At 57.3% G+C, this 19,529-nt stretch carries 17 protein-coding genes; 12 read left to right on the forward strand and 5 right to left on the reverse strand.

What is annotated here, in order from left to right:
* Nucleotides 1-11: 11 nt before the first annotated feature.
* Nucleotides 12-1,499, reverse strand: a complete 1,488-nt coding sequence (gene pitA, locus GY169_RS01765; protein WP_163446808.1) for an inorganic phosphate transporter PitA — start codon at nucleotides 1,497-1,499, stop codon at nucleotides 12-14.
* Nucleotides 1,500-1,729: 230 nt separating this feature from the next.
* On the opposite strand from pitA, the gene GY169_RS01770 reads away from it, so the two are divergent.
* Nucleotides 1,730-2,920 carry an NAD(P)/FAD-dependent oxidoreductase gene (locus GY169_RS01770; RefSeq protein WP_167574876.1) on the forward strand — a complete coding sequence of 397 codons (1,191 nt, stop codon included), beginning with the start codon at nucleotides 1,730-1,732 and terminating at the stop codon, nucleotides 2,918-2,920.
* A gap of 5 nt (nucleotides 2,921-2,925) precedes the next feature.
* Here the strand turns inward: GY169_RS01770 and GY169_RS01775 are convergent, their stop codons facing one another.
* Nucleotides 2,926-3,789 carry a LysR family transcriptional regulator gene (locus tag GY169_RS01775; protein ID WP_167574877.1) on the reverse strand — a complete coding sequence of 288 codons (864 nt, stop codon included), beginning with the start codon at nucleotides 3,787-3,789 and terminating at the stop codon, nucleotides 2,926-2,928.
* A gap of 99 nt (nucleotides 3,790-3,888) precedes the next feature.
* On the opposite strand from GY169_RS01775, the gene GY169_RS01780 reads away from it, so the two are divergent.
* The 9 genes from GY169_RS01780 to GY169_RS01820 all read left to right on the forward strand — a co-directional run bounded on the left by GY169_RS01780 (nucleotide 3,889) and on the right by GY169_RS01820 (nucleotide 13,430).
* On the forward strand, nucleotides 3,889-4,395 hold the full coding sequence (locus tag GY169_RS01780) for a phenolic acid decarboxylase (protein WP_064541301.1): 507 nt from the start codon (nucleotides 3,889-3,891) through the stop codon (nucleotides 4,393-4,395).
* A 383-nt stretch (nucleotides 4,396-4,778) separates the two neighbouring features.
* Complete coding sequence (gene arnB / locus GY169_RS01785; RefSeq protein WP_167574878.1) at nucleotides 4,779-5,918, forward strand: UDP-4-amino-4-deoxy-L-arabinose aminotransferase; 1,140 nt, start codon at nucleotides 4,779-4,781, stop codon at nucleotides 5,916-5,918.
* Nucleotide 5,919: 1 nt separating this feature from the next.
* Nucleotides 5,920-6,900 carry an undecaprenyl-phosphate 4-deoxy-4-formamido-L-arabinose transferase gene (arnC, locus tag GY169_RS01790; RefSeq protein ID WP_167574879.1) on the forward strand — a complete coding sequence of 327 codons (981 nt, stop codon included), beginning with the start codon at nucleotides 5,920-5,922 and terminating at the stop codon, nucleotides 6,898-6,900.
* Nucleotides 6,900-8,885 (forward strand): bifunctional UDP-4-amino-4-deoxy-L-arabinose formyltransferase/UDP-glucuronic acid oxidase ArnA, encoded by a 1,986-nt coding sequence (arnA, locus tag GY169_RS01795; protein WP_167574880.1) that lies wholly within the window; start codon nucleotides 6,900-6,902, stop codon nucleotides 8,883-8,885. Before arnC ends, arnA begins: the two co-directional genes overlap by 1 nt.
* Entirely contained in the window at nucleotides 8,882-9,784 is a 903-nt protein-coding gene (gene arnD, locus GY169_RS01800) for a 4-deoxy-4-formamido-L-arabinose-phosphoundecaprenol deformylase (RefSeq protein ID WP_167574881.1), read from the forward strand. The genes arnA and arnD overlap by 4 nt, the downstream gene beginning before the upstream one ends.
* On the forward strand, nucleotides 9,781-11,436 hold the full coding sequence (gene arnT / locus GY169_RS01805; RefSeq protein ID WP_163446792.1) for a lipid IV(A) 4-amino-4-deoxy-L-arabinosyltransferase: 1,656 nt from the start codon (nucleotides 9,781-9,783) through the stop codon (nucleotides 11,434-11,436). The genes arnD and arnT overlap by 4 nt, the downstream gene beginning before the upstream one ends.
* Complete coding sequence (gene arnE / locus GY169_RS01810; protein ID WP_167574882.1) at nucleotides 11,433-11,771, forward strand: 4-amino-4-deoxy-L-arabinose-phosphoundecaprenol flippase subunit ArnE; 339 nt, start codon at nucleotides 11,433-11,435, stop codon at nucleotides 11,769-11,771. The genes arnT and arnE overlap by 4 nt, the downstream gene beginning before the upstream one ends.
* Nucleotides 11,771-12,160, forward strand: a complete 390-nt coding sequence (gene arnF, locus GY169_RS01815; RefSeq protein WP_163446788.1) for a 4-amino-4-deoxy-L-arabinose-phosphoundecaprenol flippase subunit ArnF — start codon at nucleotides 11,771-11,773, stop codon at nucleotides 12,158-12,160. The genes arnE and arnF overlap by 1 nt, the downstream gene beginning before the upstream one ends.
* Before the next feature lie 79 nt (nucleotides 12,161-12,239).
* Nucleotides 12,240-13,430 carry an MFS transporter gene (locus tag GY169_RS01820; protein ID WP_167574883.1) on the forward strand — a complete coding sequence of 397 codons (1,191 nt, stop codon included), beginning with the start codon at nucleotides 12,240-12,242 and terminating at the stop codon, nucleotides 13,428-13,430.
* Between the two features lie 33 nt (nucleotides 13,431-13,463).
* Here the strand turns inward: GY169_RS01820 and GY169_RS01825 are convergent, their stop codons facing one another.
* Together GY169_RS01825 and GY169_RS01830 are read right to left on the reverse strand one after the other, a co-directional pair.
* Complete coding sequence (locus GY169_RS01825) at nucleotides 13,464-14,021, reverse strand: DcrB family lipoprotein (RefSeq protein WP_065356415.1); 558 nt, start codon at nucleotides 14,019-14,021, stop codon at nucleotides 13,464-13,466.
* A gap of 73 nt (nucleotides 14,022-14,094) precedes the next feature.
* Entirely contained in the window at nucleotides 14,095-14,760 is a 666-nt protein-coding gene (locus GY169_RS01830) for a 7-cyano-7-deazaguanine/7-aminomethyl-7-deazaguanine transporter (RefSeq protein ID WP_167574884.1), read from the reverse strand.
* Between the two features lie 181 nt (nucleotides 14,761-14,941).
* On the opposite strand from GY169_RS01830, the gene tusA reads away from it, so the two are divergent.
* Nucleotides 14,942-15,187 (forward strand): sulfurtransferase TusA, encoded by a 246-nt coding sequence (gene tusA, locus GY169_RS01835; RefSeq protein WP_163446782.1) that lies wholly within the window; start codon nucleotides 14,942-14,944, stop codon nucleotides 15,185-15,187.
* A gap of 180 nt (nucleotides 15,188-15,367) precedes the next feature.
* Entirely contained in the window at nucleotides 15,368-17,263 is a 1,896-nt protein-coding gene (locus GY169_RS01840) for a bifunctional metallophosphatase/5'-nucleotidase (RefSeq protein ID WP_167574885.1), read from the forward strand.
* Nucleotides 17,264-17,310: 47 nt separating this feature from the next.
* Here GY169_RS01840 and zntA read toward each other — a convergent pair whose 3' ends face one another.
* Nucleotides 17,311-19,512, reverse strand: coding sequence for a Zn(II)/Cd(II)/Pb(II) translocating P-type ATPase ZntA (gene zntA / locus GY169_RS01845; protein WP_167574886.1), 2,202 nt, complete (start codon nucleotides 19,510-19,512; stop codon nucleotides 17,311-17,313).
* Nucleotides 19,513-19,529: the final 17 nt, after the last annotated feature.

The following is a 19,529-nucleotide window of genomic DNA, read 5'->3' on the forward strand; positions in this document are numbered from 1 at the left end:
GCCAAACGCGCTTAGATAAGCTTCAGAGACAGCCAGTACAGCACGCCGGACAGCAGGATCGACGCTGGCAGCGTGAAGACCCAGGCCATCAGGATATTGGTCACGGTTTTTCGTTGCAGACCGCCGCCGTCAACGACCATGGTCCCCGCAACGGAAGACGACAGGACGTGGGTGGTGGATACCGGCATCCCTGTATAGCTTGCCAGACCTATGGAGACCGCAGAGGTCATCTGCGCTGCCATCCCCTGGGCGTAGGTCATGCCCTTCTTACCGATTTTCTCACCGATGGTGGTCGCCACGCGACGCCAGCCGATCATTGTACCGATACCCAGAGCCAGCGCGACGGCCATGATAATCCAGACAGGCGCGTACTCGATGGTGCTCAGCATGTCGGTTTTCAGTTTCTTCAACAGACGTTGGTCATCGCCGCTGACTTCCGGCATCTTCGCCACTTTATCGGTGGTATCAGAGATGCAGAGCATGATACGACGCAGCTGGCCACGCTGTTCTACGGAGAGGCTGTCATAGCTCTCAACGTTGGTCAGCATCGCTTTAGCGCGATCAAGCGCGTTGATGGTGTTCGCCGGATGGCAGTGAAACTCAACGGCAGCCTCGGCTTCCGGGGTCAGCTTTTCAGCGTTGCTTGCCACTTTCAGCAGCAAATCTGGGCGCTGCTGGAAGAAGGTTTCAACGTTGTTGACCGCATCGCGGGTACGGGTGATTTCGTAGCCGGAAGCGTTCATATTGACTACGAAACCTGCCGGAGCGACGCCAATCAGGACCAGCATGACCAGACCAATGCCTTTCTGACCGTCGTTGGCGCCGTGGGAGAACGCCACGCCAATGGCGGAGAGAATCAGAGCGATACGCGTCCAGAACGGCGGTTTTTTCTTACCGTCTTTCTTTTCACGTTCAGCAGGGGTCAGGTGGATACGGGCGCGTTTTTTAGTACCGCTCCAGTAACGGCGCAGCAGGAAAATCAGACCACCCGCAACAACCAGACCCACGATAGGCGAGATAATCAACGAACCGAAAATGTTAATCACTTTCGGGATGTTGAGCGCCTCAACCACTGAAGTGCCGGTCATCAGCGCATTGGTTAAACCAATACCGATGATCGCGCCGATCAGCGTGTGGGAGCTGGAAGCAGGCAGACCGAAATACCAGGTGCCAAGGTTCCAGATGATGGCCGCCAGCAGCATGGAAAAGACCATGGCGAGGCCGTGCGCGGAGCCCATATTGAGCAGAAGATCCGTCGGCAGCATATGCACAATCGCATAGGCTACGCTCAGACCGCCCAACAGAACGCCGAGGAAGTTAAAGATTGCGGCCATCGCAACAGCAAGCTGTGAGCGCATGGCACGGGTATAAATTACGGTGGCAACAGCGTTTGCCGTATCGTGGAAGCCGTTAATCGCTTCGTAGAACAGAACAAACACCAGCGCCAGAACTAACAACAGCCCGGTATGTAAATCCAGGCCAGCAAACAAATGTAACATAGGACGTTACGCCATTTTGAGGACATGAACGCGCGGCATTATCAGGGACATTGGCGGCGCGGGCAAAGTGAAATCTCGACTTTTTTTGATATTTATCCGTATTCGTTAAATGGTTGAAAATAAATATTTCCCTTGTATCAATCAGATAAGTCGGCTTTGTCGAGATTTCACTGGTATGACATCCATGAAAAATTTACACTTCCCGACAATACCTATGTTGAGGATAGTGCGTGGAAAGGTTTGATGCCATTGTAGTGGGTGCCGGAGCGGCAGGAATGTTTTGTGCAGCCATGGCCGGGCAGGCAGGCCGCCGCGTGTTGCTGTTGGATAACGGTAAAAAACCGGGGCGTAAAATCCTGATGTCCGGCGGCGGCCGTTGTAATTTTACTAACCTTTATGTCGAACCCGCGGCCTATCTCAGCCAAAACCCGCATTTTTGTAAATCTGCCCTCGCGCGTTATACCCAGTGGGACTTTATCGACATGGTCGGCAAGCACGGCATTGCCTGGCATGAAAAGACCCTCGGTCAACTCTTCTGCGATGATTCTGCCGAGCAAATTGTCGCGATGCTGGTGGCGGAATGCGAGAAGGGCAATGTCACGATGCGTCTGCGCAGCGAAATCCTCAACGTCTCTCGTGACGAGCAGGGCTACACCTTACAGCTCAATGGCGATACCGTGGCTGCCGATAAACTGGTGATTGCCAGCGGCGGCCTGTCGATGCCGGGGCTGGGCGCTTCGCCGTTCGGCTATAAAATTGCCGAACAGTTCGGCCTGAAGGTGCTTCCGACTCGCGCCGGGCTGGTGCCGTTTACCCTGCATAAGCCGATGCTGGAGCAGTTTCAGGTATTGTCCGGCGTCTCCGTCCCGTCGGTGATTACCGCTGAAGACGGCACGGTGTTCCGCGAAAGTCTGCTTTTCACCCACCGCGGCCTGTCTGGCCCGGCAGTGCTGCAAATTTCGAGCTATTGGCAGGCGGGCGAATTCGTCACCATCAATCTGCTGCCCGACATCGATCTCGCGGACTTCCTTGATGCGCAGCGCGCCGAGCATCCGAACCAGAGCCTGAAAAATACGCTGGCGATGCAGCTGCCGAAGCGTCTGGTGGAGTGTCTGCAACAGTTGGGCCAGGTTCCCGACGTGACCCTTAAGCAGCTTAATATACGTGAGCAGCAGACGCTGGTTGAGACGCTGACAAACTGGCGCGTTCAGCCGAACGGCACCGAAGGCTACCGTACGGCGGAAGTAACCCTCGGCGGTGTGGATACCAACGAACTCTCTTCGCGCACCATGGAAGCGAAGAAAGCGCCAGGTCTGTATTTTATCGGTGAAGTGATGGATGTTACCGGCTGGCTGGGCGGCTATAACTTCCAGTGGGCGTGGTCGAGCGCCTGGGCTTGTGCGCAGGCGCTGGCGGAGTAAACGTATTAATGCTGCTGGCTAAACAGCTTCAGCAGCATCTCCACCTGTTCGTCGAGCGGGGCTAAATCTCGTTTGACGATCAGATGCAGCGGCGTTGCGCGGCGTACGCCATGATTTAGCGGCAGCGGCTTTAATATTCCCTGCGCCAGTTCCTCCTGGATTCTCTCCTCCGGCAACCAGCCATATCCCACCTGATACAATACGGCATCAATGGCGGCATCAATCGTTGAGAAGGTCCACGCATCGTGCGTCTCCTGGCGGCTGCTATCGCTGTCGGCAATGCGGATCAGCGGCCAGGGGCGCAACTGTTCGTCGCTAAGCGGACCTGGCTGCTGAAACACAGGGTGATCCCGATGTGCGACGGCGACAAAATCGATATTCATCAACCATTCCCCGCGGCCGGTAATATCCTGACGGCGCGTAAGCACCATCACGTCCGCCTCCGCTTGCACGTTATCGGCGTCGTTGGCGTTCTCCAGCACCTCGGTTAGCCGTACCTGCGTTTGCGGGTAGCGCTGCTGAAACTGGCGCAGAATGGCGAACAGTCTCTGACGCGGGAAAATGCTGTCGACCACCAAATCCAGCCGCGTGCGCGTGCCTTCACGTAACGTGGCGGCACGAGTTTCTACCCAGGCAAAGGCTTTGAGCAGCGGCTTCACCTGGCCCAGCAATAGCTCGCCCGCCGGAGTCAGCACCGCGCGGCGACCTTCGGGGACCAGCAAGGCCACGCCCAGCCGCTCCTGCAGCAGCGACAGGTTATAGCTGACCGACGACTGGCTGCGGTGCGTCTCTTCCGCGGCTTTCGCAAAACTGCCCAGTTCGACTACCTTTTCCAGTAGCGCCCACTGTTCAAGGGTGGTTTTGTGCATGATTGATTTAAAAATTAGATGAATTTAATTCAAGCATAGCGTTATTCATTTATTTTTTAAAGCAATAAGATCTCTGCATCGACACAAGGAGATTTGATTATGAGCAACTTTGATAAACATGATTTGAGCGGCTTCGTGGGTAAACATCTGGTCTACACCTATGACAATGGCTGGAACTACGAAATTTATGTGAAAAACGACAACACTCTGGATTACCGTATCCACAGCGGTATCGTGGCGAATCGTTGGGTCAAAGACCAGCAGGCCTACATCGTCCGTGTGGGTGAGAGCGTATATAAAATTTCCTGGACCGAACCGACCGGTACCGATGTCAGCCTGATTGTGAACCTCGGCGACAAACTGTTCCATGGCACCATTTTCTTCCCGCGTTGGGTCATCAACAATCCGGAAAAAACCGTCTGCTTCCAGAACGATCACATCCCGCTGATGAATTCGTATCGTGATGCGGGCCCAGCGTATCCGACTGAGGTGATTGATGAATTCGCTACCATTACCTTCGTTCGCGACTGTGGGGCGAATAACGATAGCGTGATTGATTGTGCTGCCAGTGAATTACCGAAAGATTTCCCGGCGAATTTACGCTAAGTATTAATACTGTCCTGAATATTTTTTATTACACTAATATTCAACGAAGGTTAATTTATTCTGATTATAAATCCTTTGTTGAGTGAACGTTGAATAATGTGAATCAGCGCCCAGGTTACGATGTAACCTGGGCGCTTTTTACATACAAATCATATGAATTAATAGAGGTGTAATCTATTGATTTCGTTTAGTTAGTATTTATTGTGCCTCTCGCCACAAGTTTCTTAATCTTATCCTAAGATAACATTGATACTTTTACCGTCATCGAATGTTGTCGGTTTGAATATCACGTTATCCATTGCTGTTTTTAAACAAAAACAACGCTCGAATAATTGATTGATGAGCCAGCTTCGCTCATTTGCGTAATAGGGTAAGGAACATTCATGAGTGATTTTCTGCCGTTTTCCCGCCCTTCTATGGGTGAGGCGGAGTTCGCAGCACTCAAGGAAGTGCTGCAATCCGGTTGGATCACCACCGGGCCAAAAAACCAGGCGCTGGAAGAGGCGTTCTGCTCGCTAACGGGGAACCGTTTTTCAATCGCCGTCAGCTCGGCAACCGGCGGTATGCACGTCACGCTGATGGCGCTGGGCATCGGTCCCGGCGATGAAGTCATCACCCCTTCTCAAACCTGGGTTTCGACGCTGAATATGATCGTCCTGCTGGGGGCGACCCCGGTGATGATCGATGTCGATCGCGACAACCTGATGGTGACGCCTGAAGTCATTGAAGCCGCTATTACTCCCCGTACGAAAGCCATTATTCCCGTGCACTACGCGGGTGCGCCTGCTGATATTGACGGCATTCGCGCAGTGGCGGAGCGTCACGGCATTCCGGTGATTGAAGACGCGGCGCATGCGGCGGGTACCTACTATAAGGGCCTGCATGTCGGCGCGCAGGGAACGGCGATTTTCTCCTTCCATGCCATCAAAAACATGACCAGCGCCGAGGGTGGGCTGATTGTCACCGACGATGAACAGCTGGCCAACCGCATTCGTAGCCTCAAGTTCCACGGTCTTGGCGTTGATGCCTATGACCGTCAGACCCACGGCCGCGCCCCGCAGGCAGAAGTGATTAGCCCGGGCTTTAAGTACAACCTCGCCGATATCAATGCCGCACTGGCGCTGGTTCAACTGGGCAAATTAGGGCAGGCCAATCAGCGCCGTAGTGATATCGCTCAGCGTTACGTGCAGGAACTGGCGGATACCCCGTTCCAGCCGCTGGCCGTACCGAGCTGGCCGCATCTGCACGCCTGGCATCTGTTTATTATTCGCGTGGACGAACAGCGCTGCGGCATCAGCCGTGATGCGCTAATGGAACAACTCAAAGCACAAGGTATTGGTACCGGGCTGCACTTCCGTGCGGCGCATACGCAGAAATACTACCGCGAGCGTTTCCCTGAACTCTCGCTACCGAATACCGAATGGAACAGCGCACGTATCTGTTCATTACCTCTTTTCCCGGATATGACCGATGACGACACCACCCGTGTCATTACGGCGCTCCATCAGCTAGCAGGCCGTTGATATGTTTGAGTACCCGTTAGTCAAGAAAGTCTCCGTCGTGATACCGGTCTATAACGAGCAGGACAGCCTGCCGGAGCTGATTCGCCGTACCGACGCTGCCTGCGCGACCCTGAATCGTGACTATGAAATTTTGTTGGTCGACGACGGCAGCAGCGACGACTCCGCGCGCATGTTGGTTGAAGCGGCAGAAGCGCCGGAAAGCCACATTGTGGCGGTGCTGTTAAACCGCAACTACGGCCAGCATTCGGCAATTATGGCGGGCTTTAGCCACGTTACCGGCGATCTGATCATCACCCTCGATGCCGACCTGCAAAACCCGCCGGAAGAGATCCCGCGCCTGGTCGAAAAAGCCGACGAAGGCTACGACGTGGTGGGTACTGTGCGGCAGAACCGTCAGGACAGTATCTTCCGTAAAACCGCCTCGAAGATGATTAACCGTCTGATCCAACGGACCACCGGGAAAGCGATGGGCGACTACGGCTGCATGCTGCGCGCCTATCGCCGCCATATTGTCGACGCGATGCTCAACTGCCATGAGCGCAGCACTTTTATTCCTATTCTGGCGAATACCTTCGCCCGCCGCGCCGTGGAGATTCCGGTGCTGCACGCCGAGCGTGAGTTCGGTGACTCGAAATACAGCTTTATGCGCCTGATTAACCTGATGTACGACCTGGTGACCTGCTTGACCACCACGCCGCTGCGTCTGTTAAGCGTGGTCGGCAGCGTGATTGCGGTGCTGGGCTTTGCCTTCTCCATTCTGCTGGTCGTGCTGCGCCTGGTGCTCGGTCCGGAATGGGCGGGGGACGGCGTGTTCATGCTATTCGCCATTCTGTTCATGTTTATCGGCGCCCAGTTTATCGGCATGGGCCTGCTTGGGGAGTATATCGGCCGCATCTACAACGATGTGCGTGCCCGCCCCCGCTACTTTATTCAACGTGTTGTTCGCCAGGAAAATCTGGATTCTGAAGAGGAAAATCGTTAATGAAAGCTGTTGTATTTGCCTATCACGACATGGGTTGCACCGGTATTCAGGCACTGCTGGATGCCGGATACGACATCGAGGCGATCTTCACTCACCCGGACAACGCGGGTGAGAATAACTTCTTCGGCTCTGTTGCCCGTCTGGCGGCTGAGCAGGGTATTACCGTTTACGCGCCGGAAGACGTCAACCACCCGCTGTGGGTGGAGCGCATCCGCGCGATGGCGCCGGAAGTGATTTTCTCCTTCTATTACCGCAACTTGCTCAGCGACGAGATCCTCAATCTGGCGCCGAAAGGGGCGTTCAACCTGCACGGCTCGCTGCTGCCGAAATACCGGGGTCGCGCGCCGCTGAACTGGGTGCTGGTGAACGGTGAGAAAGAGACCGGCGTGACGCTGCACCGTATGACCAACCGCGCGGACGCGGGGGATATTGTGGCCCAGCAGAGCGTAGCGATTGCTGACTCTGACGTGGCGCTGACGTTGCACCGTAAGCTGTGCGCAGCGTCCCAGACGCTGCTTGGCGATGCGCTGGCGAAAATTCGCAGCGGCCAGACCGACGAGCGTGTGCAGGATCATTCGCAGGCGACCTACGTCGGTCGTCGTACCCCGGAAGATGGCCGCCTGGAGTGGGAAAAACCGGCTCAGGCGTTGCATAACCTGGTGCGTGCGGTGAGCGATCCGTGGCCGGGCGCGTTTGGCTATGTCGGCACCAACAAATTTATCGTCTGGAAATCTCGTGTGCGTACTGACATGGAAGCCGCGAAGCCGGGTACCGTTCTGTCCGTCGCGCCGCTGGTGGTTGCCTGCGGTGAAGGCGCGCTGGAAATCGTTACCGGTCAGAGCGCTAACGGCGTTTATATGCAGGGCGCTCAGCTGGCGCCGGCGCTGGGTTTGGTGGCGGGCGCGTTGCTCTCCAGCCGTCCGTTTGTGGCCGTTAAACGCCGTACCCGCGTGCTGATTCTGGGTGTGAACGGCTTTATCGGTAACCACCTGACCGAACGCCTGCTGGCCGATGATAGCTACGAGATTTACGGCCTGGATATCGGCTCTGACGCCATCAGCCGCTTCCTCGACTGCCCGCGCTTCCACTTTGTGGAAGGCGATATCAGCATTCACTCTGAGTGGATCGAATACCACATCAAGAAATGCGACGTGGTGCTGCCGCTGGTGGCGATTGCGACGCCTATCGAGTACACCCGTAACCCGCTGCGCGTGTTCGAGCTGGACTTCGAAGAGAACCTGAAGATCATCCGCGACTGCGTGAAGTACAACAAGCGTATTATCTTCCCGTCCACCTCCGAAGTGTACGGCATGTGTACCGATGCCAACTTTGATGAAGATAACTCTAACCTGGTGGTCGGGCCGATCAACAAACAGCGCTGGATCTACTCGGTCTCCAAACAGCTATTGGACCGCGTGATTTGGGCTTACGGTGACAAAACTGGCCTCAAGTTTACCCTGTTCCGTCCGTTTAACTGGATGGGGCCGCGTCTGGATAACCTCAACGCTGCGCGTATCGGCAGCTCTCGGGCTATCACCCAGTTGATCCTCAACCTGGTGGAAGGTTCGCCGATCAAACTGATTGAAGGCGGCAAACAAAAACGCTGCTTCACCGACATCAGCGACGGTATTGAAGCGCTGTTCCGCATCATTGAGAACAAAGACGGCCGCTGCGATGGGCAGATTATCAACATTGGTAACCCGGACAACGAGGCGAGCATTAAAGAGCTGGCTGAAATGCTGCTCGACTGCTTTGAGCGTCATCCGCTGCGCGACCGCTTCCCGCCGTTTGCCGGCTTCCGTGAAGTGGAAAGTAGCGACTACTACGGTAAAGGTTATCAGGACGTTGAGCATCGTAAGCCGAGCATTCGCAATGCGAAACGCCTCCTCGACTGGCAGCCGACGGTGGAAATGCAGCAGACCGTTGAAGAAACGCTGGACTTCTTCCTGCGCACGGTTGAACTGACGGATGAAAAACCATCATGAAAAAAGTAGGTTTGCGCGTTGATGTCGACACCTTTCGCGGTACTCGCGAAGGGGTGCCAAGGCTGATGGCGGTGCTGAAAAAGCACCGCGTACAGGCCAGTTTTTTCTTCAGCGTCGGGCCGGATAACATGGGGCGCCACCTGTGGCGCCTGGTAAAGCCGAAGTTCTTGTGGAAGATGCTGCGCTCACGCGCGGCATCGCTGTATGGCTGGGACATTCTGCTGGCCGGGACGGCGTGGCCGGGGCGTATTATTGGCGAAGCCAACGCGGAGATTATCCGTAGCGTTGCGCAGACACATGAGGTGGGGCTGCATGCCTGGGATCATCACCGCTGGCAGCAGTGGAGCGGCATGTGGAACGAGCAGCAGCTGATTGACGAAATTGGCCGTGGCCTGTCTGCGCTGGAGACGATTATTGGTCATCCGGTCACCTGCTCGGCGGTGGCGGGCTGGCGCGCTGACCAGCGTGTGGTGAAGGCGAAAGAGTCTTTTGAATTTCTCTACAACAGCGACTGCCGCGGCACGCAACCGTTCATTCCGCAACTCAGTAACGGCGAGAAGGCGACCGTACAGATCCCGGTGACGTTGCCCACCTGGGATGAAGTTGTCGGTAGCGTGGTCAGTGCGGAAGGCTTCAATCGTTGGCTGCTGGAGCGTATTCGCCAGGATACCGGTACGCCGGTGTACACCATTCATGCTGAGGTGGAAGGGGGGGCCTACGCCGAACAGTTTGACTATCTGCTGACCCTTGCGGCACAGCAGGAAATTCGTTTTTGCCCGTTAGGCCAGCTTCTCCCGGATGACTTCCGTCAGTTGCCGGTTGGGAAGGTGGTGCGCGGAGAAATTGCCGGTCGTGAAGGCTGGCTAGGCTGCCAACAACTTTTGAGCTCAGACGTATGAAATCCCTTCGCTATGGTATTTCGTTAGCTGCATTGTTTGTTCTGTACTACCTGGTTCCGCTCAACTTCCGGCTGCTGTGGCAGCCGGACGAAACCCGCTATGCCGAAATCAGCCGCGAAATGCTGGCGACCGGTGATTGGGTGGTGCCGCATTTCCTGGGGCTACGTTATTTCGAAAAGCCGATTGCCGGCTACTGGATTAACAGTATCGGGCAGTGGCTATTTGGTCACAGTAACTTCGCGGTACGCTTTGGCGCGGTGTTTTCTATCACCGTTTCCGCGCTGCTGGTGGTCTGGCTGGCGTGGAAAATCTGGCAGGATCGCAAAGTGGCGCTGCTCTCCGGCGCCATCTTCTTAACCGCGTTCCTGGTCTACGGGATTGGCACCTATGCGGTGCTCGACCCGATGATTACCCTGTGGATGACGCTCGCCATGTGCAGCTTCTGGTTGGCGGCGCAGGCGAAGACCACTGGCGAACGCTTCTGGGGTTACGTGCTGCTGGGCGTGGCCTGCGGTATGGGGGTCATGACCAAAGGCTTCCTCGCCCTGGCGGTGCCGGTGATCGGCGTGCTGCCGTGGGTCATTGCGCAGAAACGCTGGCGGGAAGTGCTGGTCTGGGGTTGGCTGTCGGTACTGGTTTGCGTGCTGACCGTCCTGCCGTGGGGGCTGGCCATCGCCGCGCGGGAAAGCGACTTCTGGCGCTACTTCTTCTGGGTCGAACATATTCAACGTTTTGCTCAGAGCGACGCGCAGCACAAAGCGCCGTTCTGGTACTACCTGCCGTTCCTGGTCGCGGGAAGTCTGCCGTGGCTGGCGTTGCTACCCGGCGCGTTCAAGCGCGGCTGGCAGGAGCGAGAAGGGTTACGCGGCGCATTTTATCTGCTGGGCTGGGTGGTAATGCCGTTCCTGTTCTTCAGTATCGCCAAGGGCAAGCTGCCGACCTATATCCTGCCGTGCTTCGCGCCGCTGGCGATGCTGATGGCGCGCTATGCGGTTGAGGCGGCAAAAGTCGGCTCGAAAGCGCTGCGGGTGAACGGCATCATCAACATTGTCTTCGGCGTTGTGGGCCTGGTGGCGGTCGCGGTGGTCTCACCGTGGGGGCCGATGAAACACCCGGTCTGGATGCAGATTGAGCTGTATAAATGCGTACTGGCGGCAGTGGCCTTCTTCTTCTGGGCGCTGATGGGCTGGATATCGATTAAACCGGGCGCACAGCGTTGGCAGCTTGCCGCGCTCTGTCCGCTGGGGCTGGCGCTGCTGGTGGGGATGGCGATTCCCGATCGCGTGACCAACAGCAAGCAGCCGCAGTTCCTGGTGGATATTGTTAGCGAGTCGCTGGCGCCGAGCCGCTATGTGCTGAGCAACAGCGTCGGCGTAGCCGCCGGGCTGGCCTGGGAGCTGAAGCGTAGCGATGTGATGTTGTACGGCCAGCAGGGAGAGCTGAAGTATGGGCTCTCTTACCCTGACGCGAAAGGCAGCTTCGTCTCTACCGAAGACTTCCCACAGTGGCTGGCGGCACATCGTCAGGAAGGGCCAATCTCGCTGGTGTTATTGCTCTCTCGTGACGTACAGTTAGCCGAACTGCCGCTGCCAAAACCGGATGAGGTATATGCCATGGGCCGCACCGTCTTTATTCAGTACCGTCCGCAATGATCACATGGGCCTGCCTGCTGCTCGCCAGCCTGTTGAGCTGCGGCGGGCAGCTATGTCAGAAACAGGCGACTCGCCCTGCCCGTAAAGGGCTGCGCGGGCGTCATCTGCTAACCTGGCTCGGGCTGGCGCTGGCACTGCTGGGGCTGGGCATGCTGCTGTGGCTGCTGGTGCTCCAGCAGATTCCGGTCAGCGTGGCCTACCCGATGCTGAGCCTGAACTTTGTCTGGGTGACGCTGGCCGCGCGTCTTATCTGGCGCGAGCCGGTGAGCGGCCGCCATTGGGCCGGGGTGGCGCTGATTATCGTCGGCATTGCGTTACTGGGGAGCAGCGCCTGATGGGGCTTATCTGGGCATTGATGAGCGTGGCGCTGGTCAGCGCCGCGCAGTTGACGCTGCGTGCGGCGATGACCACGCTACCGTCGGCGACGCAGCCGCTGGCTTTTTTGCTGCATCTTCTGCATTTTGACACCGGCACGCTGGCGCTGCTGCTGGGGTTGCTGGGCTACGTGGCTTCGATGGCCTGCTGGTTCTTCGCCCTCAAGCGTCTGCCGCTGGCGAAAGCCTACGCGCTGCTGAGCCTGAGCTACATGGTGGTATGGCTTGCGGCGATTCTGCTGCCCGGCTGGCATGAGCCGTTCTCGTGGCGCGGCCTGCTGGGGGTTATTGTGATTATCGCCGGCGTCATTACCATCTTCTGGCCAAACAAACCGACACCTCGCCGGTAGTCCGAATCGGGTAATGCCGTCTTCCCGGCGACAAAATGTGCAATAATGCCATTTCTGTTGCATCTATAAGGGATTATCTATGCCTGCGGCCGACGCCGAGGCGCAGCTTAGCGGCCTGCGCCTCAATTTGCGTATTGTCTCCGTCGTGATCTTCAACTTCGCCAGCTATCTCACCATTGGCCTGCCGCTGGCGGTGCTGCCTGGTTATGTTCATGATGTGATGGGGTTTAGCGCCTTCTGGGCCGGTCTGGTTATCAGCCTGCAATACTTCGCTACCTTGCTGAGTCGTCCTCATGCCGGGCGTTATGCCGACCAGCTAGGGCCGAAGAAAATCGTTGTTTTTGGCCTTTGCGGCTGTTTCCTGAGTGGGCTGAGCTATTTACTGGCGGCGTTTGGCGGCGGCTGGCCGTTGATAAGCCTGGCGCTGCTGTGTCTGGGGCGCGTGATCCTCGGTATCGGGCAGAGCTTTGCAGGTACCGGTTCGACGCTGTGGGGCGTCGGCGTCGTCGGGTCGCCGCATATTGGCCGGGTGATCTCCTGGAATGGTATCGTCACTTACGGCGCGATGGCAATGGGCGCGCCGCTGGGCGTGCTGTGTTACCGCTTTATTGGCCTACAGGGGCTAGCGCTGGCGATTATGGCCGTCGCCGCCGTGGCGATTCTGGCGGCGCTGCCGCGTGAGGAAGTGAAAGCGAAAAAGGGCAAACCGATGTCCTTCCGGGCGGTACTCGGGCGCGTCTGGCCTTACGGTATGGCGCTGGCGCTGGCCTCCGCGGGATTTGGCGTGATCGCCACCTTTATCACCCTGTTCTATGACGCCAAAGGCTGGGATGGCGCGGCCTTCGCGCTCACTCTGTTTAGCTGCGCGTTTGTCGGCACACGGCTGCTGTTCCCGAACGGCATTAACCGCCTTGGTGGACTGAATGTGGCGATGATTTGCTTTGCCGTTGAGGTGGTGGGGCTACTGCTGGTAGGAATTGCGATGACGCCAATGATGGCGAAGATTGGCACTTTCCTGGCGGGCGCGGGCTTTTCGCTGGTGTTCCCGGCGCTGGGCGTGGTGGCGGTAAAAGCCGTGCCGCAGCAAAATCAGGGATCGGCGCTGGCGACCTATACCGTATTTATGGATTTATCGTTGGGCATCACCGGGCCGCTGGCCGGGCTGATGATGGCATGGATGGGCGTGTCGACAATCTATCTGGCGGCGGCGGGGCTGGTGGCGGTGGCGCTGCTGCTCGGCTGGCGGCTAAAAAAACGGCCTCTGGCGTAGTCACGCGAGAGGCCGTGAGATCATCAAGCGAAATTAGTTGATGACCAGCGTATTAATGATTTTCTCAGCATCAGCCTGCGCCTGTTGCTGGTTGTCCGCTGGCAGCGTCACCTGCAGGGTCAGCAGTTTGTTGTCGATTTTGCCCAGTACTACGGAAGAGTAGGCGGTCTGCCCTTTGGCAGAGATGATGCTATCAAGCTGCTGCAGCGTGTGGCCTTTCATCTCGATGGATTTATTGGTCACCACCTGTAGCTGCGGGTCGCGGCTACGCTGTTGTTCTTCCAGACGATTTGCCAGCACGGACAGCTCTTCATTGGTGCTATCGCCAACGATAACAATGATCGCTTTCTGGCCAGTGGCATCCGAGTAGACGTGCATGTTGTTGCTCTGGGTGCCCAGTTTACCGCTCTGGTCGGTCATCCCGGCAGGCAGCGTGAAGCTCAGCTTACCGTCCAGCAGGTTAATCGACTGACCCGCAGCATCGCTGGCGGCTGCCGAACCCTGTGCCGGCGTGCTGGTATCGCTGTTGTCGCAGGCGGCAAGCCCCATCACCAGCAGGCCAATACCAACATATTTCACCAATTTGCGCATTGACTTCTTCCTTTCGCTAAATAGCCATAAACGGCTCATCCGCCTATCTTAACACAACCCGTCAAATGAACCTTTAACCTGGCTGCATTGCCGACAAATCAGATTTATCTGCCAGCCTTTTCAATAGCATATTCAGCAGTACGCCGTACATCGGCAGGAAGAAAATAATGCTAATGAGCACTTTAAAGCAGTAGTCGACGAGGGCGATTTCCACCCAGTGGTCGGCCATAAACGGGTCGGTGCTGCGCCAGAAGGCAATGAAGAAGAACGCCAGCGTATCGCTGATGTTGCCAAACAGCGTGGAAGCCGTCGGCGCAAGCCACCAGCGACGGTTCTGGCGCAGGCGGTTGAACACGTGAACGTCAAGGATCTGCCCCAGCGCATAGGCCATAAAGCTCGCGGCGGCGATACGGGCGACGAACAGGTTAACGTGCGCGAGCGCGCCAAAACCCTGCCATTGGCCCATATAAAACAGCGATGAAATCACGTAGGAGATCATCAGCGCCGGGATCATCACCGCAAAGACAATACGTCGAGCCAGCGGCGCGCCAAAAATGCGCACGGTGAGATCGGTGGCGAGGAAAATAAACGGAAAGCTAAACGCGCCCCAGGTGGTGTGGAAGCCGAAAATCGTTACCGGCAGCTGCACCAGATAGTTGCTGGAGGTGATCACCAGCAGATGGAATAGCGATAGCCAGACCAGCGCATGGCGGCGCTGTATGGAGGTAAAGGGAGTCATATTGTACCTTTTTAGTGGTTGGGGTGAGGGAACCCAATAATCTGCAAACCCATTGCAGGGGCGGAATGATACTGCTTTCGTGCGTCATTGCAATGGTTGTTTTTCGCGCAATCGTTAACCTGGTTGCGTCGTCGCGCCGTCGGCGTAAACTAGGCGCGTTTTTTATGATGACGAGATGATAATGACCGATTTGTTCTCCAGCCCCGATCATACCTTAGACGCGCAAGGGCTGCGCTGCCCGGAGCCGGTAATGATGGTGCGTAAAACCGTACGCACGATGCCGGTGGGTGAAACGTTGCTGATTATCGCCGACGATCCCGCCACCACGCGCGATATTCCCGGCTTTTGCCGCTTTATGGAACATGAGCTGATTGCCCAGCAGACCGCGTCGCTGCCGTATCAGTATTTGCTGCGCAAGAGCCATTAATCGCGAACGGCGGCCTTACCCGGACTGTTTTCAAACCGTGGCCGCCATTTCCCTTCCGCTAGCCCGCCTAACCTTGAACTGCCTCTCAGTTTTATTGTTTACCCTGTAAAGCCTCTGGCCAAATTATTGATGTGAATCGCATAATTTCCCCTCATTTCCCTTCCGGCACCACAAATAACAATGAAAAAATCACTCTTAGCACTGCTGCTTTGTTTAGGTACCTCTACGGCGATGGCTGAACCGGTCAATATCACGATTCTGGGCACTTCCGATCTCCATGGCACCTTCGTCCCCTGGGATTACTCGACGGATACCGAAAATCTGGCGGGCAGCCTGAGCCAGATTGCGACGCAGGTGCGCGAAGTGCGCAGCCAGCAGCCGAACGTCATCCTGGTCGACGCGGGCGACACCATTCAGGGCAACTTTGTCGAAACCTTCAAAAACGACAAAACCAGCCCGATGATCCTCGGGTTTAACGCCCTGGACTATGACATCTGGGTGATGGGCAACCATGAGTTCGACTTTGGCCTGACGTCGCTGTCGACCTCGCTGAACCAGTTTAAAGGCTCGGCGCTGGCCGGCAATATTCTTTGGGACAGCGGCAAACCTTATCTGCCCGCGTATAAAATCATTGAACGTCAGGGGGTGAAGATCGGCATTATCGGTATGGATACGCCGATGACCGCTGAGTTCGCCAAAGGCACCGACCGCGTCAAAGGGCTGAACTTTACCGACCCGGTACAGGCGGTGAAGCAAACCATCCAGCAGATTCAGGGTGAGGTGGATGCCATCGTGCTGGTGGCGCACATGGGGATCGATAACGAGAACCAGCGCCCGGGGACCGGCGTCGGGGATATCGCGCGCGCTAACCCTGAGCTGGCGGCCATCGTCGCCGGGCATATGCACGTGAAGGTCGATAAAGAGGTTATTAACGGCGTCATCGTGACCGAACCGGATAAATACGGCCGCGCGCTGTCGCGTATCGACCTGCAGTTTGAGCAGCACAACGGCAAGTATGTGCTGATCAACAAAGACAGCTACACCTATTCCATCAAAGGCATGGCGTCAGACAAGGCGCTGGAAGATGTCTATCAGCCGTACCACAAAATCCTGCGCGCCAACGCTAATCGGCCGATTGCGCAACTGACTGGCCAGGATCTGGTGCCACCGGATGCGGTGAAAGGCATTCCGCAGGTCCATATTCAGGACACCGGTATTAGCAAGCTGTATCAGGAAGCCAGCCGCCACTATGCGCCGAAGGCGCAGGTGATTGCCCTGCAAATTGATAACGACCGACCCAAACTGAATGTGGGCACCATTACGGCAAAAGATATCGCCTTTAACTATCAGTATGCGGGCGGCGAAATTACCGTGTATCAGCTGACCGGCAAAGAGCTGAAAAAGTACATGGAGTGGTCGGCGGGTTACTTCAATCAGCTGCATGATGGTGACGTCACCTACAGCTTTAACCCGCAGCGCCGGGCGTCTAAATATTCCACCAACGATTTCTTCGACGGCGTGACCTACAAGATTGACCTGCGCCAGCCTGCCGGGCAGCGTATTCGCGATCTGCACATGGCGGATGGTACGCCAGTGACCGACAGCACGCCGATTCGTCTCGGGATGAACAGCTACCGCATGGGTCACCTGACGCAAAAAGGCGGTGTGCTGGAAGGCATGCAGTTCCCGGTACTGTCGGATAGCAAGGCGGAATATGGCGAAGAGGCGGGCACCATCCGCAATCTGACCATCCGCTACCTGACGGAGGTGAAAAAAGGTCACTATCAGGGGCAGGCGGTACAGCGCTGGCAGCTGGTTGGGCTCGAAGGTTACGATCGTGAACGTAAGATCGTCGAAAAGCTGCTGAATGACGGCAAAATCAGCGTGCCGATGAGCGACGATGGACGCTATAGCAACGTGGCGTCGTTCAATGTGAAAGCGCTGCTGTTTAGCGACCCACAGGCGAAGAAGCAAAAGCAGGCGGCCTTGCAGGCAGAGCTTGCGGCGGCAAGCTCACCGGCAGCGAAGAAATTGGTGAGCGACCAGCTGGTGATTCTTGAGGCGATCAACGAGTAAACGTTCAGAGTGCCACCCGGCCTACAGCGGTAGGCCGGGTTGGCTCGCTACTTTCTGCGCAGCAGCCGCAGCGCGTTCAGCGTCACCAGTACGGTTGCGCCGGTATCCGCCAGCACCGCCAGCCACAGCCCGGTCATGCCCAGCAGCGTGGTGACGAGGAAAATCCCCTTCAGCCCCAGCGCAATGGCGATATTTTGCCGCACGTTGGCGTGAGTGGCGCGCGCCAGGCGAATCATCTGCACCAGCCCGGTCAGGCGGTTGTGGGTGAGCGCGGCGTCGGCGGTTTCCAGCGCCACATCGGTGCCGCTGCCCATCGCAATCCCCATTGCCGCCGCCTTCATCGCCGGGGCATCGTTGATGCCATCGCCAACCATCGCCAGCGGGCCCTGCACGTTCAGCGCGGTGACTTCTTTCACCTTATCCGCAGGCAGCAGGTTAGCGCGGTAAGTCATGCCCAGCTCATCGGCAATCGCTTTCGCGGCGCGTGGGTTATCGCCGGTCAGAATCACGCCCTGAATACCCAATTCGCGCAAGCCATCAATCGCTTCGCGAGCCTCTTTGCGTACCGTATCGCGCAGCGCCAGAATGCCCAGCAGCGTGTCGTCGCGGGTGACCAGCACAACGGTATTACCCTCATTTTCTAACTGCTGAATCTGCGCCAGGTGCGCTTCGGCCGGGAATTTGCCTGCGGCGCAGATAACGATGCGCTGACCCTCTACTTCCGCTTCAATGCCCGAGCCCACCAGCGTTCGCTGCGCGGTTGCCTGCGGGATGGCCAAATTCCGCTGTTGCGCCTCACGCACCACCGCCTGTGCCAACGGATGCGTGGAGCCTTGCTCTACGGATGCAGCCTGTGCCAGCAATGCGTCTTCGCTCAGTTCAGCGGTGGCGATAATGGCTGTCACCTGCGGTTTACCGAGGGTCAGCGTGCCGGTTTTATCAAACGCCATCTGGCGAATCAGGCCAAGTTGCTCCAGCGCCGCGCCGCCCTTAATCAGCGCGCCGTGGCGTGCGGCGGTGGCGAGGCCAGAGGTAATCGCCGCCGGGGTGGATATCACCAGCGCGCACGGGCAGCCGATTAGCAGCAGGGTCAGCCCTTTGTAGATCCACTCCTCCCACGAGGCGGAGAACAGCAGCGGCGGCACCAGCGTGACAAGTAGCGCAATCGCCATAATCACCGGGGTATAGATACGGCTGAAGCGGTCGATAAAGCGCTCGATCGGCGCGCGACGCTCTTCCGCCTCTTCAATCAGACGCAGGATGCGGTCAATCGCGCTGTCACCCGGTTTGGAGATGACGCTCAGCTGTACCAGACGGTCGGCGCTGGTGGCGCCAGCCGGAACGCTCTCTCCGGCGCTGCGCTCAACGGGGATCGACTCACCGGTTAATGCGCTTTCGTCAAAGCTGGCGAAGGGGGTGATCAGCTTGCCGTCAGCCGGCAGGCGGCCACCGGCAGCCACTTCAATCACATCGCCGGGCTGCAAATCTTTCTGCGCCACGGTTTCACGCTGGCCATCGCGTACGCGCACGGCGGTGTCCGGCTTCAGCGCCATCAGCGCGCTAACGCCCTGACGAGCGCGGTTTGCCGCCCAACCTTCCAGCCGTTCGCCGATTAAAAACAGCAGCAGCACCATCGCGGCTTCCGCCGTTGCGCCGATAAACAGCGCGCCGATGGCTGCGACGCTCATCAGCGTTTCAATGGCGAACCAACTGCCGCTTTTCATCAGGCGCAGCGCCTGGCGGGCGATAGGGTATAGCCCAACCAGCGTGGTGGCGATAAACGCGAGATTGCCGAAGGGGTGATTGAACTGCTCCAGCCCCCAGCTGATTACCATCATCACGACCAGCGCAATCAGCGGCAGGTTTTCCTTCAGGCGGGATTCCGGAACCTCGGGCTGCGGCTCATCTTCGCTGCGCAGCGTGTAGCCTGCGGCAGTGACCGCTTTTTCCACCTGCGCACGAATATCTTCATCGGCCTCGACCAGCAGTTTTTCGGTGGCAAACAGCACTTTTGCCTGTTTGACTCCGGCAACCTGGCTTGCGGCCGTCTCTACTTTGCGGGCGCAGGCGGCGCAGTCCATGCCGTTGACGACCCAGCTATAGCGTGCTTCAAACGCGCTTTCTGGCGCGGCTTCAGCGGTTGCGAACTGGCTGTCGCAGCAGCAGTCTTCCTGCGGCTGTGGCGCGGGGGCAAGTTTAAATGAGGAGAACTGTGGGGCTTTTTTGCCCTGCGTCTCTGGAGTCGACATTGTATCCTCCGGTTAAT

Origin of the sequence: Kluyvera genomosp. 3, from assembly GCF_011765685.1 — a bacterium.
Lineage (GTDB): Bacteria > Pseudomonadota > Gammaproteobacteria > Enterobacterales > Enterobacteriaceae > Kluyvera > Kluyvera georgiana_A.